The organism is Pseudomonas sp. FW306-02-D09B (assembly GCF_058782685.1).
The window spans coordinates 12,936-39,547 of record NZ_JBYSXY010000015.1; the positions used below are offsets into that span (position 1 = coordinate 12,936).

At 57.7% G+C, this 26,612-nt stretch carries 25 protein-coding genes and 1 tRNA gene; 16 read left to right on the forward strand and 10 right to left on the reverse strand.

Annotated features, from left to right (window positions below; all coding sequences use genetic code 11):
• Positions 1 to 144 precede the first annotated feature (144 nt).
• Positions 145 to 1,761 carry an L-aspartate oxidase gene (nadB, locus tag AC3WK5_RS22420; RefSeq protein ID WP_054596106.1) on the forward strand — a complete coding sequence of 539 codons (1,617 nt, stop codon included), beginning with the start codon at positions 145 to 147 and terminating at the stop codon, positions 1,759 to 1,761.
• Here the strand turns inward: nadB and AC3WK5_RS22425 are convergent.
• Both AC3WK5_RS22425 and AC3WK5_RS22430 read right to left on the reverse strand, forming a co-directional pair.
• A complete protein-coding gene (locus tag AC3WK5_RS22425; protein WP_103319993.1) occupies positions 1,730 to 2,179 on the reverse strand; it encodes a protein YgfX in 450 nt (149 codons plus the stop codon). The two genes, nadB and AC3WK5_RS22425, sit on opposite strands and share 32 nt — an antisense overlap.
• A 146-nt stretch (positions 2,180 to 2,325) precedes the next feature.
• Complete coding sequence (locus AC3WK5_RS22430) at positions 2,326 to 2,580, reverse strand: FAD assembly factor SdhE (protein WP_019692540.1); 255 nt, start codon at positions 2,578 to 2,580, stop codon at positions 2,326 to 2,328.
• A 149-nt stretch (positions 2,581 to 2,729) separates the two neighbouring features.
• On the opposite strand from AC3WK5_RS22430, the gene ygfZ reads away from it, so the two are divergent.
• Together ygfZ and AC3WK5_RS22440 are read left to right on the forward strand one after the other, a co-directional pair.
• Complete coding sequence (gene ygfZ, locus AC3WK5_RS22435; protein WP_103319996.1) at positions 2,730 to 3,671, forward strand: CAF17-like 4Fe-4S cluster assembly/insertion protein YgfZ; 942 nt, start codon at positions 2,730 to 2,732, stop codon at positions 3,669 to 3,671.
• 36 nt (positions 3,672 to 3,707) lie between these two features.
• Positions 3,708 to 4,529 carry an HDOD domain-containing protein gene (locus tag AC3WK5_RS22440; protein WP_054596103.1) on the forward strand — a complete coding sequence of 274 codons (822 nt, stop codon included), beginning with the start codon at positions 3,708 to 3,710 and terminating at the stop codon, positions 4,527 to 4,529.
• Between the two features lie 197 nt (positions 4,530 to 4,726).
• On the opposite strand, the gene AC3WK5_RS22445 is transcribed toward AC3WK5_RS22440, so the two are convergent.
• Both AC3WK5_RS22445 and AC3WK5_RS22450 read right to left on the reverse strand, forming a co-directional pair.
• Positions 4,727 to 6,112, reverse strand: a complete 1,386-nt coding sequence (locus AC3WK5_RS22445) for a sensor histidine kinase (protein ID WP_103319998.1) — start codon at positions 6,110 to 6,112, stop codon at positions 4,727 to 4,729.
• Positions 6,105 to 6,776: a response regulator gene (locus AC3WK5_RS22450; RefSeq protein ID WP_019692544.1), complete on the reverse strand. Its 672-nt coding sequence runs from the start codon at positions 6,774 to 6,776 to the stop codon at positions 6,105 to 6,107. Before AC3WK5_RS22450 ends, AC3WK5_RS22445 begins: the two co-directional genes overlap by 8 nt.
• 234 nt (positions 6,777 to 7,010) lie before the next feature.
• Between AC3WK5_RS22450 and AC3WK5_RS22455 the strand changes: the two genes are divergently transcribed.
• From AC3WK5_RS22455 to AC3WK5_RS22475, 5 genes are read left to right on the forward strand one after another with little or no spacing between them, the layout of a single operon-like run.
• Positions 7,011 to 8,303, forward strand: coding sequence for an OprD family porin (locus AC3WK5_RS22455; protein ID WP_054598260.1), 1,293 nt, complete (start codon positions 7,011 to 7,013; stop codon positions 8,301 to 8,303).
• A gap of 54 nt (positions 8,304 to 8,357) precedes the next feature.
• A complete protein-coding gene (locus tag AC3WK5_RS22460) occupies positions 8,358 to 9,347 on the forward strand; it encodes a Bug family tripartite tricarboxylate transporter substrate binding protein (RefSeq protein WP_103320001.1) in 990 nt (329 codons plus the stop codon).
• A 58-nt stretch (positions 9,348 to 9,405) separates the two neighbouring features.
• Positions 9,406 to 9,864, forward strand: coding sequence for a tripartite tricarboxylate transporter TctB family protein (locus tag AC3WK5_RS22465; protein ID WP_103320003.1), 459 nt, complete (start codon positions 9,406 to 9,408; stop codon positions 9,862 to 9,864).
• 1 nt (position 9,865) lies between these two features.
• Entirely contained in the window at positions 9,866 to 11,380 is a 1,515-nt protein-coding gene (locus AC3WK5_RS22470; RefSeq protein WP_103320006.1) for a tripartite tricarboxylate transporter permease, read from the forward strand.
• Positions 11,373 to 12,410, forward strand: a complete 1,038-nt coding sequence (locus AC3WK5_RS22475; RefSeq protein WP_103320008.1) for an AbrB family transcriptional regulator — start codon at positions 11,373 to 11,375, stop codon at positions 12,408 to 12,410. Before AC3WK5_RS22470 ends, AC3WK5_RS22475 begins: the two co-directional genes overlap by 8 nt.
• A gap of 129 nt (positions 12,411 to 12,539) precedes the next feature.
• Here AC3WK5_RS22475 and ung read toward each other — a convergent pair whose 3' ends face one another.
• A complete protein-coding gene (gene ung, locus AC3WK5_RS22480) occupies positions 12,540 to 13,232 on the reverse strand; it encodes a uracil-DNA glycosylase (RefSeq protein WP_103320011.1) in 693 nt (230 codons plus the stop codon).
• 131 nt (positions 13,233 to 13,363) lie between these two features.
• Here ung and dspII point away from each other — a divergent pair, with 131 nt between their 5' ends.
• Complete coding sequence (gene dspII, locus AC3WK5_RS22485; protein WP_103320013.1) at positions 13,364 to 14,476, forward strand: enoyl-CoA hydratase/isomerase DspII; 1,113 nt, start codon at positions 13,364 to 13,366, stop codon at positions 14,474 to 14,476.
• A 53-nt stretch (positions 14,477 to 14,529) separates the two neighbouring features.
• Here dspII and AC3WK5_RS22490 read toward each other — a convergent pair whose 3' ends face one another.
• Entirely contained in the window at positions 14,530 to 14,964 is a 435-nt protein-coding gene (locus AC3WK5_RS22490; RefSeq protein WP_103320015.1) for a hypothetical protein, read from the reverse strand.
• 248 nt (positions 14,965 to 15,212) lie between these two features.
• The gene (locus AC3WK5_RS22495; RefSeq protein WP_054596094.1) at positions 15,213 to 15,464 is read right to left on the reverse strand and encodes a hypothetical protein; all 252 of its coding nucleotides are present in this window, start codon (positions 15,462 to 15,464) and stop codon (positions 15,213 to 15,215) included.
• Positions 15,465 to 15,703: 239 nt separating this feature from the next.
• On the opposite strand from AC3WK5_RS22495, the gene AC3WK5_RS22500 reads away from it, so the two are divergent.
• From AC3WK5_RS22500 to AC3WK5_RS22515, 4 genes are all read left to right on the forward strand, one after another.
• Positions 15,704 to 15,910, forward strand: a complete 207-nt coding sequence (locus tag AC3WK5_RS22500; protein WP_103320017.1) for a cysteine-rich CWC family protein — start codon at positions 15,704 to 15,706, stop codon at positions 15,908 to 15,910.
• A 37-nt stretch (positions 15,911 to 15,947) separates the two neighbouring features.
• Positions 15,948 to 16,640 carry a pseudouridine synthase gene (locus AC3WK5_RS22505; RefSeq protein ID WP_103320019.1) on the forward strand — a complete coding sequence of 231 codons (693 nt, stop codon included), beginning with the start codon at positions 15,948 to 15,950 and terminating at the stop codon, positions 16,638 to 16,640.
• Positions 16,641 to 16,952: 312 nt separating this feature from the next.
• Entirely contained in the window at positions 16,953 to 17,837 is an 885-nt protein-coding gene (locus tag AC3WK5_RS22510; protein WP_103320021.1) for an alpha/beta fold hydrolase, read from the forward strand.
• A gap of 344 nt (positions 17,838 to 18,181) precedes the next feature.
• Positions 18,182 to 18,255 (forward strand) — tRNA-Gly (locus AC3WK5_RS22515).
• 348 nt (positions 18,256 to 18,603) lie between these two features.
• Here AC3WK5_RS22515 and AC3WK5_RS22520 read toward each other — a convergent pair.
• Entirely contained in the window at positions 18,604 to 19,215 is a 612-nt protein-coding gene (locus AC3WK5_RS22520; protein WP_256585306.1) for a hypothetical protein, read from the reverse strand.
• Positions 19,216 to 19,740: 525 nt separating this feature from the next.
• On the opposite strand from AC3WK5_RS22520, the gene AC3WK5_RS22525 reads away from it, so the two are divergent.
• Together AC3WK5_RS22525 and AC3WK5_RS22530 are read left to right on the forward strand one after the other, a co-directional pair.
• Positions 19,741 to 20,391 (forward strand): TetR/AcrR family transcriptional regulator, encoded by a 651-nt coding sequence (locus AC3WK5_RS22525; protein WP_103319380.1) that lies wholly within the window; start codon positions 19,741 to 19,743, stop codon positions 20,389 to 20,391.
• A gap of 401 nt (positions 20,392 to 20,792) precedes the next feature.
• Entirely contained in the window at positions 20,793 to 21,821 is a 1,029-nt protein-coding gene (locus AC3WK5_RS22530; protein ID WP_103319378.1) for a tyrosine-type recombinase/integrase, read from the forward strand.
• A 235-nt stretch (positions 21,822 to 22,056) separates the two neighbouring features.
• On the opposite strand, the gene AC3WK5_RS22535 is transcribed toward AC3WK5_RS22530, so the two are convergent.
• Positions 22,057 to 24,927: an AAA family ATPase gene (locus AC3WK5_RS22535; RefSeq protein ID WP_103319376.1), complete on the reverse strand. Its 2,871-nt coding sequence runs from the start codon at positions 24,925 to 24,927 to the stop codon at positions 22,057 to 22,059.
• A 241-nt stretch (positions 24,928 to 25,168) separates the two neighbouring features.
• Positions 25,169 to 26,137 carry a TIR domain-containing protein gene (locus tag AC3WK5_RS22540; RefSeq protein WP_103319374.1) on the reverse strand — a complete coding sequence of 323 codons (969 nt, stop codon included), beginning with the start codon at positions 26,135 to 26,137 and terminating at the stop codon, positions 25,169 to 25,171.
• 89 nt (positions 26,138 to 26,226) lie between these two features.
• Between AC3WK5_RS22540 and AC3WK5_RS22545 the strand changes: the two genes are divergently transcribed.
• Positions 26,227 to 26,610 (forward strand): MbcA/ParS/Xre antitoxin family protein, encoded by a 384-nt coding sequence (locus AC3WK5_RS22545; protein ID WP_256585305.1) that lies wholly within the window; start codon positions 26,227 to 26,229, stop codon positions 26,608 to 26,610.
• Positions 26,611 to 26,612 lie beyond the last annotated feature (2 nt).

Genomic DNA, 26,612 nt, shown 5'->3' on the forward strand with positions numbered 1-26,612 from the left:
CGGTAGTTTCACATTGCCACGTAGGCCCGACTATTGTGCCGATCCACCCCTCTATATACTAGTGCGCTGTGTGGCTGTCTCGACTCGCCGATTCAGGTGTCTTGCGCCAACCCCGACCCGGGTCGCTTTGAGCGGAATCCTGAAATGAGCCAACAGTTTCAACACGATGTTCTGGTGATTGGCAGCGGCGCTGCCGGTTTGAGTCTGGCATTGACCTTGCCCGATCATTTGCGCATTGCCGTACTGAGCAAAGGCAACCTCGCCAACGGTTCGACGTACTGGGCCCAGGGTGGTGTCGCTGCCGTGCTGGATGACACCGATACCGTTGAATCCCACGTCGATGACACGCTCAACGCTGGCGGAGGCCTGTGCCACGAAGACGCCGTGCGTTTTACCGTCGAGCATAGCCGCGAAGCCATTCAATGGTTGATCGATCAGGGCGTACCATTCACCCGCGATGAACAGTCCGGCACTGAAGACGGCGGTTTCGAGTTTCACCTGACCCGCGAAGGCGGTCACAGCCATCGGCGCATTATTCATGCCGCCGACGCCACAGGCGCCGCGATTTTCAATACGTTGCTTGATCAAGCACGGCAACGACCGAACATCGAGTTGCTGGAGCAGCGGGTCGCCGTTGATCTGATCACCGAAAAGCGCCTGGGCCTGGAAGGTGATCGCTGCCTTGGCGCCTATGTACTCAATCGCGGCACTGGCGAAGTCGATACCTATGGCGCGCGGTTCGTGATCCTCGCCTCCGGCGGTGCCGCGAAAGTCTATCTCTACACCAGCAACCCTGACGGCGCTTGCGGCGACGGCATTGCCATGGCCTGGCGTTCGGGCTGCCGGGTGGCGAATCTGGAGTTCAACCAGTTCCACCCCACCTGCCTCTACCACCCACAAGCCAAAAGCTTCCTGATTACCGAAGCCCTGCGCGGTGAAGGCGCACATTTGAAACTGCCGAACGGCGAACGCTTCATGCCGCGTTTTGACCCGCGTGCCGAGCTGGCGCCACGGGACATCGTTGCCCGGGCAATCGACCATGAAATGAAGCGCCTGGGTATCGACTGCGTGTACCTGGATATCAGCCACAAGCCTGCATCGTTCATCAAGTCGCACTTCCCGACGGTGTACGAACGCTGCCTGGAATTCTCCATCGACATCACCAAGCAGCCGATCCCGGTGGTCCCGGCTGCGCACTATACCTGCGGCGGTGTCATGGTCGACCAACACGGTCGTACCGACGTGCCAGGCCTGTATGCGATTGGCGAAACCAGCTTCACCGGCCTGCACGGCGCCAACCGCATGGCCAGCAACTCGCTGCTGGAGTGTTTCGTCTATGCCCGCTCGGCGGCAGCAGACATTCTTGAACAACTGCCTCAAGTCGAAATTCCGAGCACCCTGCCCGCCTGGGACGCCAGCCAGGTCACCGACTCCGACGAAGACGTGATCATTGCGCACAACTGGGATGAGCTTCGGCGGTTCATGTGGGACTACGTGGGCATCGTGCGCACCAATAAGCGCCTGCAACGCGCCCAGCATCGCGTGCGCCTGCTGCTGGACGAGATCGACGAGTTCTATAGCAACTACAAGGTCAGCCGGGATTTGATCGAACTGCGCAACCTGGCCCAGGTGGCAGAACTGATGATTCGCTCAGCCATGGAGCGCAAGGAAAGTCGCGGCCTGCATTACACCCTCGATTACCCGAACATGCTGCCAGAAGCACTGGACACTATTCTGGTGCCGCCCACCTACGCCGACTGAACTTGAGCCGGACCCGCAGGCGTCGGTGAACATCCGCCGCCTGCGCATCGCGCGGCACACAGATCGCCCGGACCCGCCGCTCGCCGCGCAGACGAAAACGCAACACGACGACCAACGGTAGCGCCAGGCTGTCTGGACGTAATTGCACAGCTTGCCAACCCGACGCCTGATTCCACAATTGCCAACCATCGGCGTCCCGGCGCAAGCCGCGAAATGCCTGCGGGTGCGTCAGCAGAATCTGTCGCGGCAACACCCAAAAACCGTGAACCGCGCACAGCGCAATGCCGAGCAAACTGGCCCATAGCGGCATAGAGAGCAGCAACAGCGAACCCAGCGCGAACAGCTGGGCGAGAAGATAAGCCGCCAGCAATTGCCGCGAGGCATGCCAGCGGCACTCAAACTGGGTGTCCTTTCTCACAGTTACGTTTCTCTTTTGGCGAGTGGCTGTTGTTGCCAGGCAAGGCGCCGCGACGAGTCATAGCCCGCTATGGCGAGGAGCGGCAACGCGGCATGGCGACAACAGACGCCGTCAAAAAGAAACAGTAACTGTGAGACAGGACACTCTCACTTGGGTTGGACACGGTCCAGAATCATGCGAACCATGCGCTGCAGCTCAGGGTCTTCCGACTCGGCGCGTTCCATGAACCAGCCGAACATGTCCTGATCTTCGCATTCGAGCAGTTTGCGGTAGCACTCGCGATCGACATCGTTGAGGTGCGGATAAACCTCTTTGACAAACGGCACGAGCAACACGTCAAGCTCGAGCATGCCGCGGCGGCTGTGCCAGTAGAGGCGATTCAGTTCAACATCTTCGACCATGGAGCGCTCCTCAAATAGAGCGCAAGTATACAGCCCCAATCCCCGTAGAACAGTCGGCTTTGGTCGGGCACGTTCGAACCTTTGTGAACTACCCATTTCAAGGGCGCCCCCTTATGATGTGCTCCAGACTCTTTACCCTGCGATGACCCATGGCTGATTCTGCTTTTTTCTGCACCTTGTCCCATGAAGGCGTACTCGCCGTTCGCGGCTCCGACGCCAGCAAGTTCCTTCAGGGACAATTGACCTGCAACCTCAATTACCTGAGCGACACCCACGCCAGCCTCGGTGCACGCTGCACCCAGAAAGGCCGCATGCAGTCGAGTTTTCGCATCCTGCTGGAAGGTGATGGGGTCCTGTTGGCGATGGCCAGCGAGTTGCTGGAGCCACAGTTGGCGGACCTGAAAAAGTACGCGGTGTTCTCCAAATCCAAGCTGACCGACGAAAGCGCTGACTGGGTTCGCTTTGGCCTGCAGCACTCGGAAGCCATCCTGTCCGGCCTGGGCCTGGCGCTTCCCCGGGAAGACGGCGCAGTTGCCCGCGCAGGCGGTCTGATTGCCATTCGAGTGTCATCCGATCGCGTCGAACTCTGGGCGGCGGCCAGTCAGGCCGGCACCTTGCGCAACTCGCTGGCCGCATTGCTGCCTGAAGGCGACCTGAACCAGTGGCTGCTCGGGCAGATCCGCGCCGGCATCGGCCAGGTCATGCCGCAAACCCGCGAGCTGTTCATTCCGCAAATGCTCAACCTGCAAGCGGTGGGCGGCGTGAGCTTCAAGAAAGGTTGCTACACCGGCCAGGAAATCGTCGCGCGCATGCAGTACCTGGGCAAGCTCAAGCGTCGGCTGTATCGCCTGCAACTCGACGCCACCGAGCTGCCCGAGCCAGGCACCGCACTGTTTTCCCCAACCCACGGCAGCTCCATCGGTGAAGTGGTGATTGCCGCTCATGCCGAACAGAACATCGAGCTGTTGGCGGTGCTGCAAGCCGAAGCCGCGGACAGTGGCGACGTGCATCTTGGCGCCCTGGAGGGCCCGGCCCTGCACCTGCTCGACCTGCCTTACCCACTGGATCGTGACCTCGAGATCCAGCGTTAATTGCAGCATTTTTTTGCAATACCCTAGAGAAACTAAATGAGCGAGCTGGCGGAAAAGGTCCAACAGGATTTGGTTGAGGCCATCGATAACGATGACCTGGTTCTGCCAACGTTACCGGAAGTGGCCCTGCAGATTCGCAAGGCCGCCGAAGACCCGGAAATCAGCGTCGCCGACCTGAGTAAAGTCATCGGCCGCGACACCGCGTTGTCCGCGCGGCTGATCAAAGTGGTCAACAGTCCGTTGCTGCGTGCGGCTCAGGAAGTGACAGACCTGCACACGGCAATCACCCGACTGGGCATCAATTACAGCAGCAACCTGGCTATCGGTCTGGTCATGGAACAGATTTTCCATGCCCGCTCCGAGGTGGTGGAACAGAAGATGCGCGAAGTCTGGCGCAAGAGTCTGGAAATCGCCGGTGTCAGCTATGCACTGTGCCGCACTCATACCCAATTGAAACCGGATCAGGCGGCGCTTGGCGGGTTGGTGCATCAGATCGGCGTGCTGCCAATTCTGACCTATGCCGAAGACCACTACGAGCTGCTGTCAGACCCGGTCAGCCTCAACCATGTGATCGAACACATTCATCCGCTGCTCGGTGACAAGCTGCTGCAGGTCTGGGAGTTTCCGGAAATGCTGGTGAAACTGCCGGGGCTGTATCTGGACTTCAAGCGTCAGTCCGAGCAGGTCGATTATGTCGATCTGGTACAGATCGCCAGCCTGTATTGCCACAAGGACACCGATCATCCGTTGTCCAGAATTGACGTGCTCAACGTGCCGGCGTTCAAGAAACTGGGGATTGATCCGGAGAACACGGCAATGTGCAGCGATCTGGATGAGTCACGATCGATGTTTTATTGATCACTGCAGAGGGGCTTCTGTGGCGAGGGGGCTTGTCGGAACGCCGCACCGCCCCGTTCGGCTGCGAAGCAGTCGTAAAATCGGCTGAGTCGTTGATTCAGATAAAACGCGGTGACCATTCTTGGGACCGCTTCGCGCTCCAGCGGGGGCAAGCCCCCTCGCCACAGGTGTTGTGTTTCGCTCGCAGGTAATCAGCCCTACCCGGCGATAAAACTGACCCGAACCTTCAACCCACGTTGCGCGCCATCGTGCAGGCTGATCTGGGCCAGATGGGCGCGGCAGATTTCACCGACAATCGCCAGGCCCAGGCCTGAACCCGCCACCTGCTGATTACGCCGGTAGAAGCGTTCAAACACCCGGTCGCGCTCCTCAAGCGGAATCCCCGGCCCATCATCCTCGACCTCCAGCACCGCGGGCGCACTGACGCGCAAGATCACGTTGCCGCCGGGGGGCGTGTGAGCCAAGGCGTTATCCACCAGATTGCTCAGCAGCTCATTCAACAGCGTTGGCTCGCCGCGTAGCCATACCGGTTCCTCAGCCTCCAACGCCAACGCGACGCCCCGCGCGTGGGCCAACGGCGCCATGGCCATGCCCAGTTCACGAGCCAGCTGACTCAAATCGAGCAACTGCGCCCCACCCTCGGCAATCGCCCGCGCACCGTTCTCGACGCGTGCAAGCGAGAGCAATTGATTCGCCAGATGAGTCAGCCGATCGGTGCCCTGAGCAGCGCTCTCCAACGTATTTCGCCAGATTTGCGGCTCACCCGCCCGCAGCCCTAATTCGAGCCTTGCTTTAAGAGCCGCCAACGGCGTTCGCAACTCATGGGCGGCATCGGCGATGAACTGCGCCTGGCGCTCGAACTGCCCGCGCAAGCGCTCGGTAAAGTGGTTAAGCGCGCGTACCAGCGGCCACAATTCACGCTGCACTTCCACCAGTGGCAACGGCCGAAGGTCATCCGACTGCCGCTCCTCCACCACCGTGCGCAAACGCTCGATTGGGCGTAATGCTGCGCTCACCGCAAACCACACCAACAGCAACGCCCCCACTGCCAGCAGGCCCAGACGCAGCAAGGTATCGGTCATCAGGCTGCGAGCCATGCGGACGCGGGCCTCGTCGGTTTCCGCCACGCGGATTTCCGCCATGCCATTCATGTTCGGTTCAGTCACCGGCTTGAGCAGGCTCACTACCCTCACGTTCTGCCCTTGGTAAATGGCGTCATAGAACCGCGCCAGCGCTGGATAATCGTCGGTTCGCGGCGTGCCTGGCGGTGGTCCGGGCAGGTTTTCGTAACCGGAAATCAGCTGCTGATGGATGTCGTTGACCTGGTAGTAAATGCGTCCGGCACTGTCGTAGGCGAATGTATCCAGCGCCACGTAAGGCACATCGGCGCTGAGGCTGCCATCGCGCTGGGAAAGCCCGGCGGCGATGGTTCGCGCCGAGGCCAGCAAGGTCCGGTCATACGCCGTGTCGGCCGCTTCGCGACCATTCCAGTAGGCACTCAAACCGCTGGCGATCATCAGCACCACCAGCAGCAGTGCGAGGTTCCAGAGTAGCCGCCAGCGCAGACTGCCGGGCTTATGCATCGCGGGCTTCCAGCAGGTAACCGAGCCCCCTGAAGGTCACAATTGCGACTGCATGGCCGTCGAGTTTCTTGCGCAAACGGTGGACGTAGATTTCGATGGCGTCAGGGCTGGCCTCTTCGTCCAGACCAAACACCTGGGAGGCCAACTGCTCCTTGCTCATCACCCGCCCAGGGCGCGCGATCAACGCCTCGAGCACCGCTTGCTCACGGGAAGTCAGGGTCAGCAGCTCATCGCCGAGGGTGAAGCGCCGAGTGTCCAGGTCATACACCAACACACCGCAACGTTGCTGACGCTCGCCGCCGAGTACGCTGCGCCGCAACAGGGCCTTGACCCGCGCTTCCAGCTCGGTCAGTTCAAAGGGTTTGGCCAGGTAGTCATCGGCGCCAAGGTTGAGCCCGTGAACCCGATCCTTGACGTCGCTGCGGGCCGTCAGCATCAGCACCGGCAAGTTTTTGCCACGACTGCGCAAACGCGCCAGCACCTCGAAACCGTCCATGCGCGGCAGGCCGACATCAAGGATCGCCACCGCGTACTCCTCGCTGTTCAAGGCCAGGTCGGCAGCCACCCCATCGTGCAGCACATCGACGGTCAAACCGGTGCTCTTGAGCGCTTGGGCGACACTTTCGGCCAACTGCAGATGGTCTTCGACGAGAAGAACACGCATGGTTTTTTACCTCGTTCGGGGATGGTCGACGCCATTCTTTGGCGCGGAGTTTACAGCCGCATCCGCCTCTGTGAAGACCGAAAACAATGAAAGTCTGCTGAAAGGTTGGAGAAAGGTTAGCCCGTTAGAGTCCAGCCACGGACAGTTTCGACTGCCGTGACCATGAAGCGCTGCAACCGAAAAACGCCTCGAAGCGTTTTCGTCAAATAAGAACAATAAATGGAGTATTTCAGCATGCTGTCCACACAGCCTCAGGCTTGCCCGCCTGCGCGTTTTTCCCGCCTCGCCTCCACCGCTCTCGCCAGTGCCGCCGCCCTCGCCGGCTTTTCGCCCGTCAGCCAGGCTGCCTTCTTCGAAGACAGTAGCGCGACCCTCGAAACCCGTAACATGTACTTCAACCGCGACTTTCGCAGTGGCACCAGTGCTCAACAGTCCAAGCGTGACGAATGGGCCCAGGGCTTCATGCTCAACGTGCAGTCAGGCTACACCGACGGCACCGTGGGTTTTGGTGTCGACGCGCTGGGCATGCTCGGGGTCAAGCTCGATTCCAGCCCCGACCGTACCGGCACCGGCTTGCTGCCAACCCACGATGACGGGCGTGCCGCCAATGAGTACTCCAAACTTGGCCTGACCGGCAAAATGAAGATCTCTGCTACCGAGCTCAAAGTCGGCAGCCTGATACCTGAATTGCCGACCCTCAAGCCCAACGACGGGCGGATTCTGCCGCAGACCTTTGAAGGCGGCCTGGTGACGTCAAAGGAAATCAAGAACCTGACCTTCACCGGCGGGCGCCTGGATAAAGCCAAGGACCGCGACAGCACCGATTTCGAGGACATCGCCCTCAACAACAAGAACAGCCGTTTCGCCGGCACCGTGCCCGGCACGCATTTCGATTTCGGCGGTGTCGACTACAAGTTCACCGACAAGATCACCGGCAGTTACCACTTCGCTCAACTGGGCGAGGTCTACAACCAGCATTTCCTTGGTCTGGTCGCCTCGCAACCGTTCGGTCCGGGCACTTTTGCCACCGACCTGCGGCTGGCCATCAGCAATGACCAGGGCCAGGCCCGTGGCGGCAAGATCGACAACAAATCCCTCAATGGTCTGGTGAGTTATGCCTTGAGCGGGCATAAACTTACCGCCGGTTATCAGCACATGTCCGGTGACAGCGCCTTCCCATATGTCGATGGTGCCGACCCGTATCTGGTCAACTTCGTGCAGATCAACGACTTTGCCGGCGCCGAAGAACACTCCTGGCAGGCGCGTTACGACTACGACTTCGCCAAGCTCGGGGTTCCGGGCCTGAGCTTCATGACCCGTTACATCAGCGGTGACAATATCAAGCTGAAAAACGGTGCTACCGGCGAAGAGTGGGAACGCAACACCGAGATCAAATACGTGGTGCAAAGTGGTGCCCTCAAGGACGTCGCCGTGCGTCTGCGCAATGCCACCTACCGCTCCAACTACTCTGCCCGTGACGCTGATGAAGTGCGTTTGCTGGTGAGCTACAGCGTTGCCCTTTGGTAATTGATTCAACAAACGACAGCTCCTACACAACAACAACTCCTGTGGAGACGAAAAATGGACTTATCACTGCGTAAAGTTGCATTAGCCGCCAGCTGCCTGCTGTTCGCCGGCCCACTGTTTGCCGACGTCGCCGGCGAGCCCAAGCGCCCGGAATGCATTGCCCCGGCATCCCCCGGCGGAGGCTTCGACCTGACCTGCAAACTGGCGCAAAGCGCGCTGGTGAACGAAAAGATCCTGACCAAACCGATGCGCGTGACCTACATGCCCGGCGGTGTCGGCGCGGTGGCTTACAACGCCGTCGTCGCCCAGCGCCCAGCCGATGCCGGCACGCTGGTGGCCTGGTCCAGCGGCTCGCTGCTGAACCTGGCCCAAGGCAAGTTCGGTCGCTTCGACGAAAACGCCGTGCGCTGGCTGGCAGCGGTGGGCACCAGCTACGGTGCCATCGCGGTGAAAAGCGACTCGCCCTACAAGAACCTCGACGATCTGGTTCAGGCGTTGAAGAAAGACCCGAGCAAAGTAGTGATCGGTTCCGGCGGCACGGTGGGCAGTCAGGACTGGATGCAAACCGCGCTGATTGCCAAGGCCGCCGGAATCAACCCGCGTGACCTGCGCTACGTGGCCCTCGAAGGCGGCGGTGAAATTGCTACGGCGCTGCTCGGTGGTCACATCCAGGTCGGCAGCACCGACATCTCCGACTCCATGCCGCACATCCAGAGCGGTGACATGCGCCTGCTGGCCGTGTTCGCCAACGAGCGTCTGGACGAGCCGGAAATGAAGGACATTCCGACCGCCAAAGAGCAAGGCTACGACATCGTCTGGCCAGTGGTTCGGGGTTTCTACCTCGGGCCAAAAGTCAGCGATGCGGAATACGCCTGGTGGAAAAACGCCTTCGACAAACTGCTGGCTTCGGAAGACTTCGCCAAGCTGCGCGATCAGCGTGAACTGTTCCCGTTCGCCATGACCGGGCCAGAGCTGGACACCTACGTGAAGAAGCAGGTAGCGGACTACAAACTGCTGGCCAAAGAGTTCGGCCTGATTCAGTAATCGCCTCTGTCTCGCGGCCAGCCCCTTGCGCATCAAGGGGCTGGCCCAGGAGTTTGTCATGCTCTTACAACGTATTTTTGCCTCGGTGCTGTTACTGGCCTGTCTCGGCCTGGCACTGATGGCCTGGCCGTATCAAGCGGCTTTTTCCTATGAACCCGTCGGCCCCAGGGCCTTTCCGCTGTTGATGCTCGGCTTGATGGGCGTGGCACTGCTGTACATGGTGTTTCGCCCTGCACCGATCAAACACAGTGAAGACGAGCCGCCACTGGACCGCGAAACCCTGACCAAGATCGGTATCTGTGTCGTTCTGCTGCTGGTGTTCGCCGGAACCTTCGAACCGCTCGGGTTCATTGTTTCGAGCATCCTCATCGGCGTACCGATGGCCCGTTTGTATGGCGGTCGCTGGTTGCCGAGCGTGGTGATCATCAGCTTGATGAGCGTCGGCCTGTACATGTTGTTCGACCGGTTGATGGACGTGCCACTGCCGTCGGGCCTGCTCGACGTTCTGGAGAACTGATATGGACACCCTTAACTACCTCGGCCAGGGTTTCGGCGTCGCACTGACTCCTTACAACCTGGTCACCGCGTTGTGCGGCACCCTGATCGGCACCGTAGTCGGCTTGTTGCCGGGTCTTGGGCCGATCAACGGCGTAGCGTTGTTGATACCGATTGCGTTCGCCCTCGGCCTGCCACCGGAGTCCGCGCTGATCCTCTTGGCTGCCGTCTACCTGGGCTGCGAATACGGCGGACGTATCAGTTCGATTCTGTTGAACATTCCGGGCGAAGCGTCGACGGTCATGACCACCCTCGATGGCTACCCCATGGCCCGCCAGGGCATGGCCGGCGTGGCGCTGTCGTTGTCGGCCTGGAGCTCGTTCATCGGCGCATTCATCGCCACCTGCGGCATGGTGCTGTTCGCCCCGCTGCTGGCGAAGTGGGCTATTGCCTTCGGACCTGCGGAATATTTCGTGCTGATGGTCTTCGCCATTGTCTGCCTCGGTGGCATGGCCGGTGATCGACCGCTGAAAACCTTTATTGCCGCGCTGATCGGGTTGTTTTTGTCGTGCGTCGGGATCGACGCCAACAGCGGCGTGTACCGTTTCACTGGAGACAACATCCACCTCACCGACGGTATTCAGTTCGTGGTGTTGGTGCTGGGCCTGTTCTCCATCAGCGAAATTCTCTTGCTGCTGGAAAAAACCCATCATGGCCAGGAAGCCGTGAAAGCCACCGGGCGGATGATGTTCAACTTCAAGGAAGCCGCCTCGGTGTTCGTGGTGAACATCCGTTGCGGCGTTCTGGGGTTCATCATGGGCGTGTTGCCGGGTGCCGGTGCGACGCTGGCCAGTGCCGTTGCCTACATGACCGAGAAACGCATCGCCGGCGCCAGCGGCACCTTCGGCCAAGGCGACAAACGTGGCCTCGCGGCACCGGAAACCGCCATCGGCGGTGCAGCCTGCGGCGCACTGGTACCGATGCTGACCCTCGGCGTACCGGGTTCGGGCACCACGGCGGTGATGATCGGCGCCCTGTCGCTGTACAACATCACCCCGGGGCCGCTGTTGTTCCAACAACAGCCGGACATCGTCTGGGGCCTGATCGCCTCGTTGTTCGTCGCCAACGTCATGCTGGTGATCCTCAATATCCCGATGATCCGCATCTTCACCCGCATTCTTGCGGTGCCGAACTGGGCACTGGTGCCGGTGATCGCGATCATTACCGGTATCGGCGTCTACGCCGTGCACGCGACGACCTTCGACCTGTTCCTGATGATCGGCATCGGCATCTTCGGCTACATCCTGCGCAAGCTGGATTTCCCGCTGTCACCGGTTTTGCTGGGGTTCATTCTCGGCGGCTTGATGGAACAGAACCTGCGTCGTGCGCTGTCGATTTCCAACGGTGCGCTGGAGATCCTCTGGTCGAGCCCCATCACCTTCGGTTGCTGGGTACTGACGGCAATCATGTTGCTGATGCCGATCCTGCGCATCTGGCGCAAACGCTCCGTCGCGCGGCGTGCAATCGCCGATGTCTGATCGGCCTTTCAAAAGCTGGTGGGGAACACCGCTGGTCGGTCTGCTGGGCGGGTACCTCGCCAGCCAGATCGGCTGGCCGCTGCCATGGATGGTCGGCTCGTTGCTGGCGATCATCCTGGTGCGCTGCCTGACACCCTGGCAATTGGCGGAAATTCCTGGCGGGCGTAAATGCGGCCAGTGGATTGTCGGCATCGGCATCGGCCTGCACTTCACCCCGCTGGTGATCGAGCAGGTCATGAGCCACTTTGGCCTGATCTTCTTTGGGGCGCTGGTCACTAGCCTGTCGGCAGTGGTCGGGGTCTGGTTGCTGCGGCGCACCGGCGAGGATCGCGCCACTGCATTTTTCTCCAGCATGCCGGGCGGCTCCGGTGAAATGGTCAACCTTGGCGCACGCAATGGCGCCGTGCTCAGCCGGGTGGCGGCAGGGCAAAGTCTTCGGGTGCTGGTGGTGGTGCTCTGTGTACCGGCAGCCTTCAAATACTTGCTCGGGGACGGCGTCCCGCAACTGCATCCGGCCAGCGTCGATTGGCGCTGGCTGGCGGTGTTGTTTCCGGCCGGTGCCCTGCTCGCCTGGATCTGGCAACGGTTGCGCCAGCCCAACCCCTGGCTGTTCGGCCCGTTGCTGGTGAGTGCGGCGGTGAGCATCGGCTGGGATTTACACATCGGGCTGCCCCACGGCGGCAGTCAGATCGGCCAATGGCTGATCGGCAGTGGCCTGGGCTGTCACTTCAATCGGCAGTTCTTCCGTCGCGCACCGTCGTTCATGGGCCGGACCCTCATCGGTACGGCGCTGACGATGCTGATCGCTACACTGGCAGCGCTGGGACTGAGTGCACTGACCCAACTGGACCTGCGCTCACTGACTCTGGGCATGATGCCTGGCGGCATTGCAGAAATGAGCCTGACCGCTGAAACCTTGCAACTGTCGGTGCCCTTGGTCACAGCGATGCAGGTGATGCGCTTGTTGTTCGTGCTGTTTCTGGCGGAGCCGTTGTTCAGGTATTGGAACCGGTTGCCGGATTCCGTCTGATAGACCGAGGTGCCTTCTTCGCGAGCAAGCCCGCTCCCACATTGATCTCTGTCCACCGCACATATTCGGCTGGCCCCGGACTAATGTGGGAGCGGGCTTGCTCGCGAAGAGGCCCTTACTGTCAGCGCCTCAGACCGGTGGCAACCGCCAGTCGATCGGCGTCTCGCCGTTCTGTTCAAGATACTTGTTGGTGCGACTGAAGTGCCCGCAGCCGAGGAATCCACGATAGGCAGACAGCGGCGACGGGTGCACCGACGTCAGCACCAGATGCTTGGTCGCATCGATCAGTTTCTGTTTGCTCTGTGCATGAGCGCCCCACAGCAAAAACACCAGATGGGGCTGATGTTCGCTGACCACCTCGATAATCCGATCGGTAAAGTGCTGCCAGCCCTTGCCCGCATGGGCGTTGGCATTGGCCCGCTCCACGGTCATGGTGGTGTTGAGCATCAGCACGCCCTGGTCGGCCCAGCTTTGCAGGTAACCGTGGTTCGGGATGTCGATGTTCAGGTCGCGCTTCAACTCTTTATAGATGTTCACCAGCGACGGTGGCGCCGGCACGCCCGGTTGCACCGAGAAGCACAAGCCATGGGCCTGACCCGGGCCGTGGTATGGGTCCTGGCCGAGAATCACCACTTTGACCTTGTCCAGCGGCGTCGAATTGAGGGCGTTGAAGATCATCGGTCCCGGCGGATAGATTTCCTTGCCTGCGGCGTTTTCCTGCCGCAGAAACTCGCGCAACTCAGCCATGTAAGGCTGGTCGAATTCGGCACGCAGTGCTTCCTTCCAGCTCGGTTCGAGTTTGATACGGTCTTCAACAGTCATGGTTACACCCGAGAATTCAATGGGGCGAACCCTAGGAAAGCCCACCGCGCTTGTCAATTGATCTGACGCAGATCCAGCACTTTCTCGTACAGCGATCATACTGAACGTTCAATTCAGTCATCGAGGTCAAAATGAATCTGCACTTCGAAGAACTCACCGGCACGGACGGCGCACGCATCGGCATCGCCAGCCTGGATGCCGAAAAATCCCTGAACGCCCTCTCGCTGCCGATGATCAGGGCCTTGAGCGATCAACTGGAGGCCTGGGCCAAAGAGCCGCAGATTGTCTGCGTGCTGTTACGCGGCAACGGCGCCAAGGCGTTTTGCGCCGGCGGTGAAGTGCGCAACCTGGTAGAGGCCTGTAGAGCCCATCCCGGTGAGGTTCCGCCCTTGGCCGCACAGTTTTTCTCGGCGGAATATCGCCTTGATTTTCGCTTGCACACCTACCCTAAACCGCTGATCTGCTGGGGTCACGGTTACGTTCTCGGTGGCGGCCTGGGGTTGCTGCAAGGCGCGAGCATTCGCATCGTCACCCCGAGCAGCCGCCTGGCCATGCCCGAAATCAGTATCGGCCTGTACCCGGATGTTGGCGCCAGTTGGTTTTTGTCACGATTACCCGGCAAGCTCGGCCTGTTTCTTGGTTTGACCGGCGCGCAGATGAACGCACGCGACGCCATTGACCTGGACCTGGCTGACCGCTTCTTGCTGGATGAACAGCAGGAGGAGCTCATCGAAGGTCTGCTGCAATTGAATTGGCAGGAACAAACGCCAATGCAGCTCAACAGCCTGCTCAAGGCCTTGCAACAGGAAGCCGTCGGACAAATGCCCGAGGCCCAATGGTTGCCACGACGCCAGCAGATTGATGAGTTGCTGGATGTCAGCGATGTACGCTGTGCCTGGCGCGCCATCAGCCTGTTGCGCGATCACCGCGACTTGCTGCTGGCCCGTGCGGCAAAAAACCTGCACGAGGGCTGCCCACTGACGGCTCATCTGGTCTGGGAGCAGATCCAGCGTGCTCGGCACCTGTCATTGGCCGAGGTATTCCAGATGGAATACACCATGAGCCTGAACTGCTGCCGGCACCCGGAATTCAGCGAAGGTGTTCGTGCGCGCTTGATCGACAAGGACCAGAAGCCGCACTGGCATTGGCCGGACATCAACACGATTCCTGAAGCGGTGGTCCAGGCGCATTTTCATAAGGTCTGGGAAGGTCGACATCCGCTGGCGGATTTGTCGGGTTACTGAAATTTCAGGCATAAAAAAGCGGCGCTGAATGCGCCGCTTGTTCGTTGCAAGGCCTAACGGTGGCCGTCCCAATTGCGGCGGCCATCGCGACCATCGCGGTCACCATGTCTGTCGTGATCACGCCCGTCACGATGACCCCGATCATCCCATTCCCGGCGGCCATGGCCACCCTCTTCGCGATGGCCCCAGCCATGGCGGTCGCGGTCATCCCAGCCACGACTCTGGTAAACGCGGTACTCGACTCGCGGTGGTGCCTGGTAGTAACGCGGCGCTGGCTGGTAGTAGCGCGGCGGCGAGTAGTAACGCGGAGCTGGCTCGTAGTAACGCGCAGGCGGTGCGGAATAATAGGATCCACCTCCGTAGTAATAGGCTGGCGCCGGAGAGGTGTAGACCTCAGAGCGGTAATTACCGGGGCCTTCGTCGTAATAGGGAACACAAGCAGAAAGCGTCAAACCCAATGAAGCAATGAGAATAAGTCGACGATACATGGCGGCCTCCTGGACCGCGAATGAGCCATACCAGCGACGCTGGTCAGCGGCAGCCAATTCATCTGACTGACGAAACATCTGACAGCAAAATTAGAATCTGGTGCGATTTAGAAACAAATATAAACAAGTAGCCGATAACGCTTCTCGACCGCTGGAAGCCGGCATGAAAAACGGCGCTTCCTTCACCCGTAAAGCGCCGTGAAATGAAAGGATTGAAAAACAATTGAGCCCGCTCGCCTTATCTGGCGTCAATCGTGCTCGTGGCGATCCCTCCCGCGCCCGCGGTCATGGTCACCATGGTAATAATGGCGATAACCGCCGTAATAGCGAGGGCCATAGTAGTAACCACCATAGTAATAAGGCCTGTAGTAATAACCGCCGTAGTAATAAGGTGCCGGCACGGTGTACACCTCTGGACCGTAATAGCCGGGTTCTGCGTAGTAAAAACAGGCGGAAAGACTCAAGCCAAACAACCCACTGAGCAAGATTCGACGGTACATGGCGGCCTCCTGGACCGCAGGCAGCACATTCCGAAAACGCGGACTGCTGCCAGTCGGAACACTGAACGGCTGACATTGATTAAGACTCTGTCACAACCGCCAAGTGCCTCCTTTCACAGAACTTCAGATCAGCGGCCCGCCCAACTTGCACAGCCTGTTGTCACGCAACGATCAGGCGATGTACCGTGCCAAGCCTATCGACCCTGACCGAACCTGCGCAGAAGTGCCCCACTCCAGTGATGAATAAACCAGACCTATGCCCGGCCTGCGGCGCCAGCAACGATTGCAGCCTGGCCGATCCGCGAACCGCCGACCAGGCTTGCTGGTGCTACACCGTGGCTATCGACCCGGCAATGCTGCTGGCGTTGCCCGCCGAACTGCGCGACCAGTCATGCCTGTGCCCGAGCTGCGCTCAAGTCGAGTCGCAGCTGCGAGCAGCCCTATAGGGTAAGATGCGCGCCCTTTTCCGATCTGCCGACCGTCATGCGCGTTGACCGCTTCCTCAGCAACCTGCCCCGCTTCAACCGCAAACAGGTGCGCTTGCTGTTGGTCGAACAGCGGATCAGGGTCGACGGGCAGATCGTCAGCGATCCACATTGGGAAGTCCGCGAGTTCAGCCGTGTCGAGTGCGACGACGAAGTGCTGCAAGCCGGCAAACCTCCGCGCTACTTCATGTTGCACAAACCGCCGGGCTGTGTCAGCGCCACTCGCGACCCGCAACACCCGACTGTCCTCGACCTGATCCTTGAGCCTGACAAGGACGACCTGCACATCGCCGGGCGTCTGGACTTCAACACCACCGGGCTGATGCTGATCACCAACGACGGTTCCTGGTCGCGGCGCCTGACCCAACCGCAGACCAAACTGCCGAAGGTCTACTACGTCGAAACCGAACAGCCGATAACGCCAGAGTACGCACAGACCTTCTCCCAGGGCCTGTACTTCGCCTTTGAAGACCTCACCACCCAGCCTGCAGACCTGGTAGTGCTGGGCGAAAAATCTGCGCGGTTGAGTATCGTCGAAGGCCGTTATCACCAGGTGAAGCGGATGTTTGGCCACTTCGATAACAAGGTCTTGCGTCTGCACCGCGAACGCATGGGGCCGCTGGTACTCGATGACACATTGAGGCCGGGTGAGTACCGTCCGCTGAGCGCCACAGAGACCCAGCTGATCTGAAGCAAGCGACCGCTGAGCAGAAGTTGTCGAACAATTTACAAACTGCACTTGCGCGATGACCACTCCCCTGCTTGAATCAGGACGTCGGCCGAAATGTGACCGGCAAGTCATAACATACTTCTAAGAAACTTTTTGTCGGCAGAGCGCCTCGCAGATTCCACCTCTCCCGACAGACTGCCCGCCAATAACAATACCCGTCGACCAGCCTTCACCGGATCGACATGGGCTCAAAAATTCCAGGCGTATGCCTACCTGTCACAAAGCTCGTGCAATCTCATTGCGCGCATACCCGCTTGCCAGGAGTCTTACGACATGAGGCCAGAAATCGCTGTGCTGGATATACAAGGTCAGTACCGGGTTTACACGGAGTTCTATCGCGCAGACGCCGCAGAGAAGACCATTATTCTGGTCAACGGCTCGATGGCCACTACTGCATCGTTTGCACAAACCGTGAAAAACCTGCACCCGCAATTCAACGTGGTGCTGTACGACCAGCCCTACGCGGGCAAGTCCAAAGCCCACAATCGGCATGAGAAAATGCTCACCAAGGAAGTCGAAGGGCAGATCCTCCTTGAGCTGATCGACCATTTTGCCGCGGAACACGTGATGTCATTCTCGTGGGGTGGCGCAGCTACCATGATTGCTCTGGCACAGCGCCCGCGCCGGATCGAAAAAGCCGTGATCAGTTCGTTCTCGCCGGTGGTCAACGAGCACATGCGCGATTATCTGGAGCGTGGTGTCGACTACCTCGGCAAGCTTGACCGCGACCGTGTCGGCCATCTGGTCAACAACACCATCGGCAAGCACCTGCCATCGCTGTTCAAACGCTTCAACTATCGTCACGTCAGCACCTTGGCCGAACACGAATACGGGCAAATGCATTTCCACATCAGCCACGTGCTCAACAGCGATCGCATGTGCTACCTCAAGGCGGCCAAGCACATCGACGTGCCGGTGCTGTTCATGAACGGTGAATGGGACGAGTACACCGCCGCCAGCGATGCCCACCTGTTCGCCAGCCATGTGCAACACAGTACATTCAGCACCATCCGGGCCACCGGGCACTTTCTCGACATGGAGCACAAAGCCGCCTGCCGAGACAGCCGCCATGCACTGCTGGGGTTCCTGAAACCGGCTCATCATGAAGGCCGAACGCGTTCCCACTTCACCCAGGACCACCATGCATTGGCCATTTGAAACAGCGTCCTCGCGAGCAACCTCGTCTTCCTAAGTACGCGCATTACCTGCCGGAACGAGGCTTGCCCGCGACAGACCGCAACACGGTTTCAAACCCTGCGTACCATCGCCATCGCCAGCGCTGAGCCCAACTGCCGACGAGGCATGCGCCTACCCGCCCGAATCTGCAAAAAACCACGTAAACACAGATCCGCTAAAGAAAAACTTCAAATCCCCGGCCACATCTGGTACAAAGTCAGCCGCTCTGAGCGGGTGTCGTATAATGGCATTACTCCAGCTTCCCAAGCTGATAACGAGGGTTCTTATTGGACAGCCCGCTTTGGTGCACCGAGTAAGCGCGTAATGCGGGTATAGTTTAGTGGCAAAACGAAAGCTTCCCAAGCTTTAGTTGAGGGTTCGATTCCCTCTACCCGCTCCACCTCCCCCCAGTATTTCCGGGCCTTCCAGCCGATTTCCTCTCTGCTTTCGAGCACTCAAAAAAGACCTCGCTGCCCCCCCGAGCCTAGCCCGCCACACCCCGAAAAAATTGGTGCACCGTCAATCCCGTCTACCCTGACGGCTCGGCAGACCGATTTCCTTAGCAGACATCCAATAAACCCCTAAAGGCTCATTTTTCCGCCGTGCCTATCAGGGGTCAGATTGCTCCTGAGATAGCCCATAGTGAGTGCACAAGATCATGGAGAGGGAGTGAACGGACTGGCCAGACCCTCCCCCATCCACCCCCCAAAAAAACGAACCCACCCCCTAATCCAACAGCCAGAGCAAGCTACCTCATCCGCCCCGCTTTCTTCTCACGCTCACGCTGGCGGAAGCGCTTCAGAAAGGAGCCTTCAATCAGTTCATCGAACTCGAAGTCGAGCACACAGTTAACCAATGACGCCATGGAGTTGTCCGATAAAGAGAAGTCATTCGGAATGAACCCATACCGCCTTACTCTGTTGTCATCAAGTTTGGCCTCAAGAGCTTTGAGAAAATCCGCCAATCCCGAACGCCTACTTTCAGTTGCAGCACTCGCAGCTGGATCACGCGCAACTGTAACTGCCTCTTCCGCATTAACACCAATCGCAGCCACCACTTCGCTTATCGATGGCCAATATTTTAGATCGTACTGATAAGTTAATTTATCCAGATCATCCTTTACGTAAGATTCAAAGAGGCCATTGCTTCCCCCAGCTTCTCTTACAACATCAACCACATGGTAATAGGTTTCACTACTAAAACTGGATTTATCTTGAACCTCACTTCGGCGAGATATCAAATCAGCGAGCAACACCGAAGCTTCTGAAATGCGAACATTCAAGTCCGTGATTTCATCTCTGGCCTGGCGAGCTTTTTTGATCTTCTCGGGATTCCAGGAATAAACGGTGGAGTTGAACACCTCGAAAACGACTTAAGCGCCATAGGATCTTCAGCCAGCGCGCCGTATAGCTCCTCGTAGACGTCGGCAAGCTCATTGGTTCTAGCTAGCAGGCCTTCGATAATCTTATTGATGCTCGGCCAGATCTTCTTCTCTAAGTTGTACTGATAGTCTTCGCGAAGAACGTTCTTACACGTTTCGATTGCAGCAGCGCGACATTTAACATCCATTCTTATTACCTGGTGTATGGGATGCACAGATGATAAAGGCTCAACCCCAGGCGTCGGTACCTATCAGAAAAAAATTTAGCGCATTATAGGTACCTTTTTCGGCCTACCACCACACACCGCCATAAGCAGTAACACATCCACAAGCGCCGACGGCCCTCTGTCCAAATAATCCACCCACACAACTAAATAAACCCTGCCGAGACTGTCACCAAAGCAGTGTTTCTTTACACCTGCGTAAAGTTTATCTGGCGAAACATGGGTGGCGGAACGCAACTCTTTCAGTAACACTTCACCTATTCTGCTACAGGTAAACGAAATGAACGTGGTCACCTCCTCATCACCCGTCGACGACTTGCTCAACCCTAGCGAGACAGCGTCACGCCCCGTCAGGATTCTCGCGGCTGCAGGCAGGATGTTCATCGAGCATGGCTACGAGGGAGCGAGCATGGAGGAGATCGCCAAAGAGGCAGCAGTGACCCGTCAGACTCTTTACAACCGTTACCCCGATGGCAAGGAGTCGCTGTTCGTCGCCGTTGCAGAACGTCTGTGGAAGGCCTTTCCGGTCATGAACGTTGCGAGCGATGAGCGCGCGTTGGCCGATCCAAGAAATGGCCTGCAGCAAATCGCCACCGAGTTTGCATGTTTCTGGTCTGGGCCATTGGCTGCCGACTTCCTACGCATGGTCATTCGGGAGGGCCGACGTTTCCCGTTGTTGGCCAGCCGTTTTGACGAGGTTATCCAGGAGCCCGCCATGACGGTTGTCAGAGACTATCTCTCCGAACTGGGGCGTCGAGGCATCTTGGTGGTTCAAGAGCCTGAGATCGCCGCTCGCGACTTCATGGGCATGATTGACGGTCGTGTTTTATGGACTCAAGTCAGAGGCAACAGTGAGCCGCTCGCCCGCCAGGAGATCGAGCAGATCGTAGACCGTACGGTGGACGTTTTCCTAAGATCACTCAGGCACTGAACCCTGCCCTCACAGGACAAAACTTATGCTCCCTGTCCACAGAACTCATTCCCTGCTCAGCAAAGCCTAGGAGTTAGATGCCGTGACTTTAGAGCCAGCCCATCGGAGACGCGAGCAGTGGCTGGCAGAGAACCGCCGACCAAAGACTAAAGCCAGAGGCAGCACACCACCCAATGACACCACACACCCAAACACGCCCCAGACATTCGAGGGCGTGCACGTCATCAAGCACGCCCAGTTGATCAGATCTCGCCCCTCGTGGTACGGTCGGCGCTTCGATTTCACTGGATCGAGCGGTCGGCACGCAAAGCCTTTGCGCATCAGGTGTTTCCCCCTTCTCTCGCACGCATTTCGACAATAGTCAGCGGGCAGCCGACACCGTGACGTATTGGAGAACTGCCATGCGCGTCCCGATCTATCCAGCCGATTTACTTCCTAAAGCCGCCTTCAAGAAACTGACAAAATGCGTTCAGAAGAGGTGGCCAGGCCAGTCACCTGTGCCGCTGTCCCTTGCCCGCGAAACGATTTCCAGGGGGCTTGGATACGACGACTATCACGATGTGATGCAGTCATCCACAATCTGTCCGCCGGGTGCACCTGCCCCATCTGAAAGCGATGTGCACTCAAGAATCTCGGCAGCCGTAATCAACGTTCTCAAACTCACCGATAACAACTCCGTCAAGCCCAGTGAGTTGAAAAGCTTCGTCACATCCCTGCCGCTGAAAGCGCTCAGCACATACAAGGTGAACTACCCGCGAGAAGAGCATCAGCTGACCAACAGAAATGCCAACATCGACCCTGAAGAATCTAGAGATCTGCCATCCAAAAAGTTGGGCATCGACCTGCAATTAAGAAAATCCAGAAGCCTTGCGAGCCCGGTACAACCGCTGAGCCGGGGCGAAATTGAAGCGATCAGGAGAGTTGTCAAACGCTCTGGCCATCTGCGCGACCAAAGTCTTTTAGCGATGTTTGAGTCGGGGCTCCGCGCGCATTCAATTCTTGGTGCAAAGGTTTCTTCAGTGGAAACGATCGCCAGTACGCCTCACCTCGTCGTAGCTAGTAAAGGAAAACCACCTGTTTTGATAGAACAGGTTGAAGTGCTGAGAAGGTACATGGCGGCTGAAAACCTTTCTCTGGATGACTACCTCTTCCCGTCAATGAAAGACCCGAAGCAACCTATGTCCGAAGTGGAGCTTGCGCGGGTATTTAGTTCATGGGAAAAAGAAGCTCGACTGCCTCCCGCAAGACGCACACCGCACAGCCTGCGAGTCGGATTGATCAAGCAGCGTATGCGTCTCTTAATGTCCGACGAAAAACTCGAAATAACCGCTATCCAAATAGGTCACACATCACCCAGGGTGACAAGCCATTACCTGCTCTCAGACGTTAACGAAATGACAGATTTCAACAAAGCTGAGACCGATCACTAACTGAACTCCCTCACTGCCCTATGCAGGCTTGACCACAGATATCCCGCCTGACCGCATGGGGCGGCTGTCCCCTCACCCACGCTCTAAATACTCGGAGCGGTGTCCATCAAACATCGCTCTCAGACTGCAGAAGTCGCCGTCCAAAGACCCTGCCGCATGAGCAGACCAAACAATGATCCACCTTAGTCAAGTCTAGGGTTCGCCCAACTCGGCGGTCTCAGGCAGTTGGCGGTATCTAGGTGAGCGGGAGCTGAGCAGGTTGCTCCCTGGCCTGCTCGCGTTTGGCGACACTCGCAAGGCAACGCTCGATGAACTGAAGTTCCTGATCGAGCTCGACGGCGCGTTTCTCCAGAGTTTTCAACGTCGCCTGATGCTCCTTCTGCACCTCTTCCGGCGCCCTGGCGAGCCCTGCCAGCCTTCTCCGGCTCCTCTCGATTTTTTCATTAACCTCGGCAAGGTACTTCTCCCCAGACTCCTTTTTCCTTGCCGTGAAGAGCTGGCATTCCAGGAAACGGATAGCATCGTAAATTCTCAAGACCTCACTGCTGGTCTTCGAGTGCACGAAGTTCAGACTACCCTCATCGAAGGCGTGATGCTCCTGGTTCTGCCCACCCCAGTTCACCAGATCATTCTTTATGAAATTGAAGTGCGACAAGTCGTAGTCAATGAACGGTTCAACCAGCGTGAAGGTGTGCTCTAGGCTGACTTGCAAATACATGCTCTTCTTAAGCTGCGATTTATTAAAGTTCGCAGTTACCTTAACGCCGTTTTCGATGCAGAACTCAAGCACCATGGATTCAAACCAGATACGGCAATACAGTAACGCTTGGCGTACGTCGAAGACCGACAGGGCCACGTACACTTTCTTCTGAAAACCGCCCGCGTGATCAATCACCACGATGCCTTTATTCGTGTAGCTGAGCACATTACTCGTGTGCTGATCGCACTGAGGGTGGCGGTCAGCAATGATACAGAAGCGCTCCCAGAAAAGGCGGTCATGGGTGGTCACTACCATTTGAATCCGACGCAGGTAGGCGTCGCTGAAGAATAGATCGATGATGTTGGATCGGTGATCGGTGTCGATAGCATTGACGACGTCGTCGAAGACGATGAGGGGGAAATTGTTTTTCTCAGCCATCGCCAAGAGAATTGATAAGCCCAAAGCCCTTAGATGCCCTTCGCTGAGCACGGCAAACGCATCAAGCAAGGATCCGTCCACGTTGGTGATCTTGATCCTGTAGCTATCAGCAAGCTTCTCAAAGCTCAACGCCTCTATCTGTTCATGATCATCGTCGTGGTTATTGATCGCTCGGTAGTACTCGGCAGCCTTGGCTTCTATCCCTGTAATACGAGCTTTTTCCAGCTCAAGTTTGTAATCCAGCAGATCGCGGTAAAGCGTTCGATATTCGACTTCTAGATCCTTGAGCAGCTGGTTGAAGTGGCTGTTATCAACTGCATCGTTGAGCAAGGCCGCTTTTTGCGTTACCAGGTCTGCCATCTGGTCGTTGACGGCCTTGAACTCGTTTTTCGCAAGGCTTTTGCTGTCGAACTGCTGCTTCAGCGACTCATCAATCCCTTTCAGCTGCACCACCTGTGCTTCAAGCCGAGCTGCCTGGATTTCTGCCTGGTCAACCTCCCGACGCTTGCGCTCACAGGTACGAAGATAGGCCTCGATCTCATCTGTATTTTCCGCGCAAAGCTTCAAGAACGAGTCGAGAACGGACGGCGCCACTTCCGAGCGATCGGTCGCGGCGTGAAACTCTGCGAGCACCGCCTCCAACTCGTCCATCTTCAGCGCGCACGGAACATCGGCATACTCATTTCCCTTTACAGCGCTGATTCCTGTAGCGACTCTCGAAGCCCAGAGCGTAATCCGAGCGTCATTTCGTTGCCTGAATTGCTTCAAGGACTCTAGAGCACCCAGCGCTTTGATCTGATCACGAGCCCTCTCAAACGGGTTCACGACAACCTTGTCGAGGGGCGTCAGACATGCGGGACATGTTTCCCCTGTCTGCAGTTGCTCGATTGCCTCCAAGGCCTCATAGACGGCGCGATAATTTACGTCGCTGGCCCTCTGCATAAACAGTTTGTCGATATCAGTTCTGCGGTGGAGCAAGCGCTGGGCGATTGCGCACGCACGCCTCACCTGCTTCACCGAGATAGCAACCGGGGCTTTAGCTGTTCGCAGGCGCTCGGCTCCACGGATATGCATTTCGATCGTTTTGCGCAGCCGCAATACCTTTGGGCGAATCTCGAAGTCTTGATCTGACCGCAGCCCCAGCAGCCTACAAATTTCGGAGATCGATGTTTGAAGGTCTGCCCTGTGCTTATGCCGCAGCTGGCCCAGTTCGGCCCGAGTGCGTTCAAGGATTGCCACAGCCTCGGCTTGGTCAGCACGCATGGAAGCTTTAAGCGTGAAACTTTCGGGACGGACGAACCGAGAAATGACCTCTTGGAGTTCTTCCAAGCCAAACAAGATGGCCAGGACATCACTTTCATCACTACCTGTGTCCTTGGAACCCAACAGCGAGAATTCCTGAAGACGATTCCGATCGATGAAACAGCTCGACCATCTGATACTTGGCGTGACCTTGAGCTTGTCCGCTCCCATGAGCATGAGCTGCGGTTTGATATCTCCCCGTGCGATGTACTGTTTGACCTTGGTCTTACGCCTGGCAGCTTCTTTGATATCTCCAGTGGTGCCGATTTCCAGCGCCTCGCACAGGGACGATTTACCGCCGCCATTGGGTGCGTAAAAGATGTTTTTCAGCTTGCTGAAGCGAATGAAGGTGCCTTTGTCATCAGGGCCAAACTCCCCGAAGCCTCGGAAGTTTTTGACGCGAAGATAGTCCAACGCACCCAAGACGGAAGGCGGTACCTGATCCAATTCCGGCCTGTTATCGAGCACTTTTTTGAAGCGCGCGGCGATTCGCTGGTAATTGCGACCCAGCAGCTGATGAGCTGCCGTCGCGATGTGTGCTTTGATGTGGTCGGAATAGCGCCCCTTGCTCTGGTTCGCCTGGTACATACACCAGAGAAGCACGAGGTAAGCGTCAGTGCGCCCTTCAAGATTCTGCCTTGCAAAACTCAAAAGGTACTGGCTCATCGCACCTCCTCCATGGTGCGCATCAGCGTAACCGGACTGAAATCAGAAAGCCATTACCACACGCCTAGAAGGCATTTAGGGAATGCGGAAGCCCGCCTCCTCGCATCATTTAACGGGCATTTCATAAAACGAGAAAGCTGCGGTTTAGGCCTCGATTATCTGGAGCGGTGTTCATCAAACACCGCCCCCAGACTGGAAAAAAGACGCGCCCCAAAGACTGCCAAAAGGCAAACTGCGAAACCTACCGACCTCGCTGAAGAGGCGCGATGACCAGATCCCAGAGCGCTGCTGCGGCGCCTTCTTGAGACAGCTTCTGGTCTCGCTGGCTGTGAAACGCCATCCCCAAGCTGCGCCAGTACAAAGTTTGGTCGTCTGACTCGACATGGAGCGCCTCGTTAAAGGAGCCCCCGTTGAACGAATCGCCCTGACTGTAATAGATGCCCGCTCCCATCTGGCCCCCGACGAAAACGGTAGCCCTGGCTACGTCTCGACCATCCTTGTAGATAATCGCGGAGAACCGGTTTCCGTCGACTCGGCGAAACACGCCTTGATATCCGCCATTTCGGGCCTGGAGTTCAGCTAACGAGTTCTCGAAGTAGCGGGCAATATATTCAAAAGTCTCGAACTGGAACTGATCCTTGTCGAGCTGCGTGAAGGACTTGGCCAACCGAAGGTTGCTGGAACGCGGCCCGACGATGGCATCGGGTGCTGCGGCAATCGGCATGGCGTACTCGGGGCGCCCGGTCTTCGGTGGGGCGACAGACTTATCCTTTCGCCACTTTTCAGCAGCCTTGCGAACCTCCTTGGCCACCTGCAGGAACGCTTCGTCACGATCAGGCCAGAGGGTCACGGGCTTTCCATCCAAGGGGGTGCCGAGCAGCTTGCCAAAGGGGGCGTGATGCCAATCACAGGCACGTAGGATTACTGGGATGACAGTCGCCTGCTTCGCCTCGTGGCGCTCCATGGCACGTGCCATTTCGACGTTGTAGCAGTAGTCGGACGCAATGAAATCGGGGCTCACCAACAGCAGGATGATTTCGTCGGTGTTGATGTGGTTATCAATGGAGGCATCGATCTCCTGACCAGCATTGATTCTTCGATCATGCCAGGTCTCGATAACGCCCTGACGTTTGAGCATGGAAAGCTGTTTTTCGAGCTGATCTCGCAACGCCTCGTCAGCATGACAATAGGAGAAGAATACGTTCGGCAAGATGATGACTCCATGCAGGTTGGGCGACCCGATCTTACGACCCAACTGGATTTGAGTTCAAACGACTTGATGCCACAGCAGTGTTTGACGTGAATGCCACACGGGCTGACGCAACTTGGCAGGCGTCTTCAACAGGTTGTACCCACGAGGGTACCCAAGCCATCATGCTTGCGAGCATCGACTTCGCGAAACACTTCACTGGCAACACTTACTGTCCAGCATTACCCGAAGACAATCCATACGTAGTCGCGCTGCTTACCTGTATTTTTCGAGAATTTACAATGAACAATGTTGAGCTGATTCAGTATCAAGCCGAACTGGTCTTTGGCAACAAAGAGAAAGCCGATCATTGGCTGAATCAGCCCATCGTAGGGACTCATGAATGCTCAAGGTTGCAAGCGGCTCAAAGTGAAACAGGATACGAACTCGTGAAGGCAGAACTCGAAAGGCTCAGTCACGGATTCGCCTGCTAATA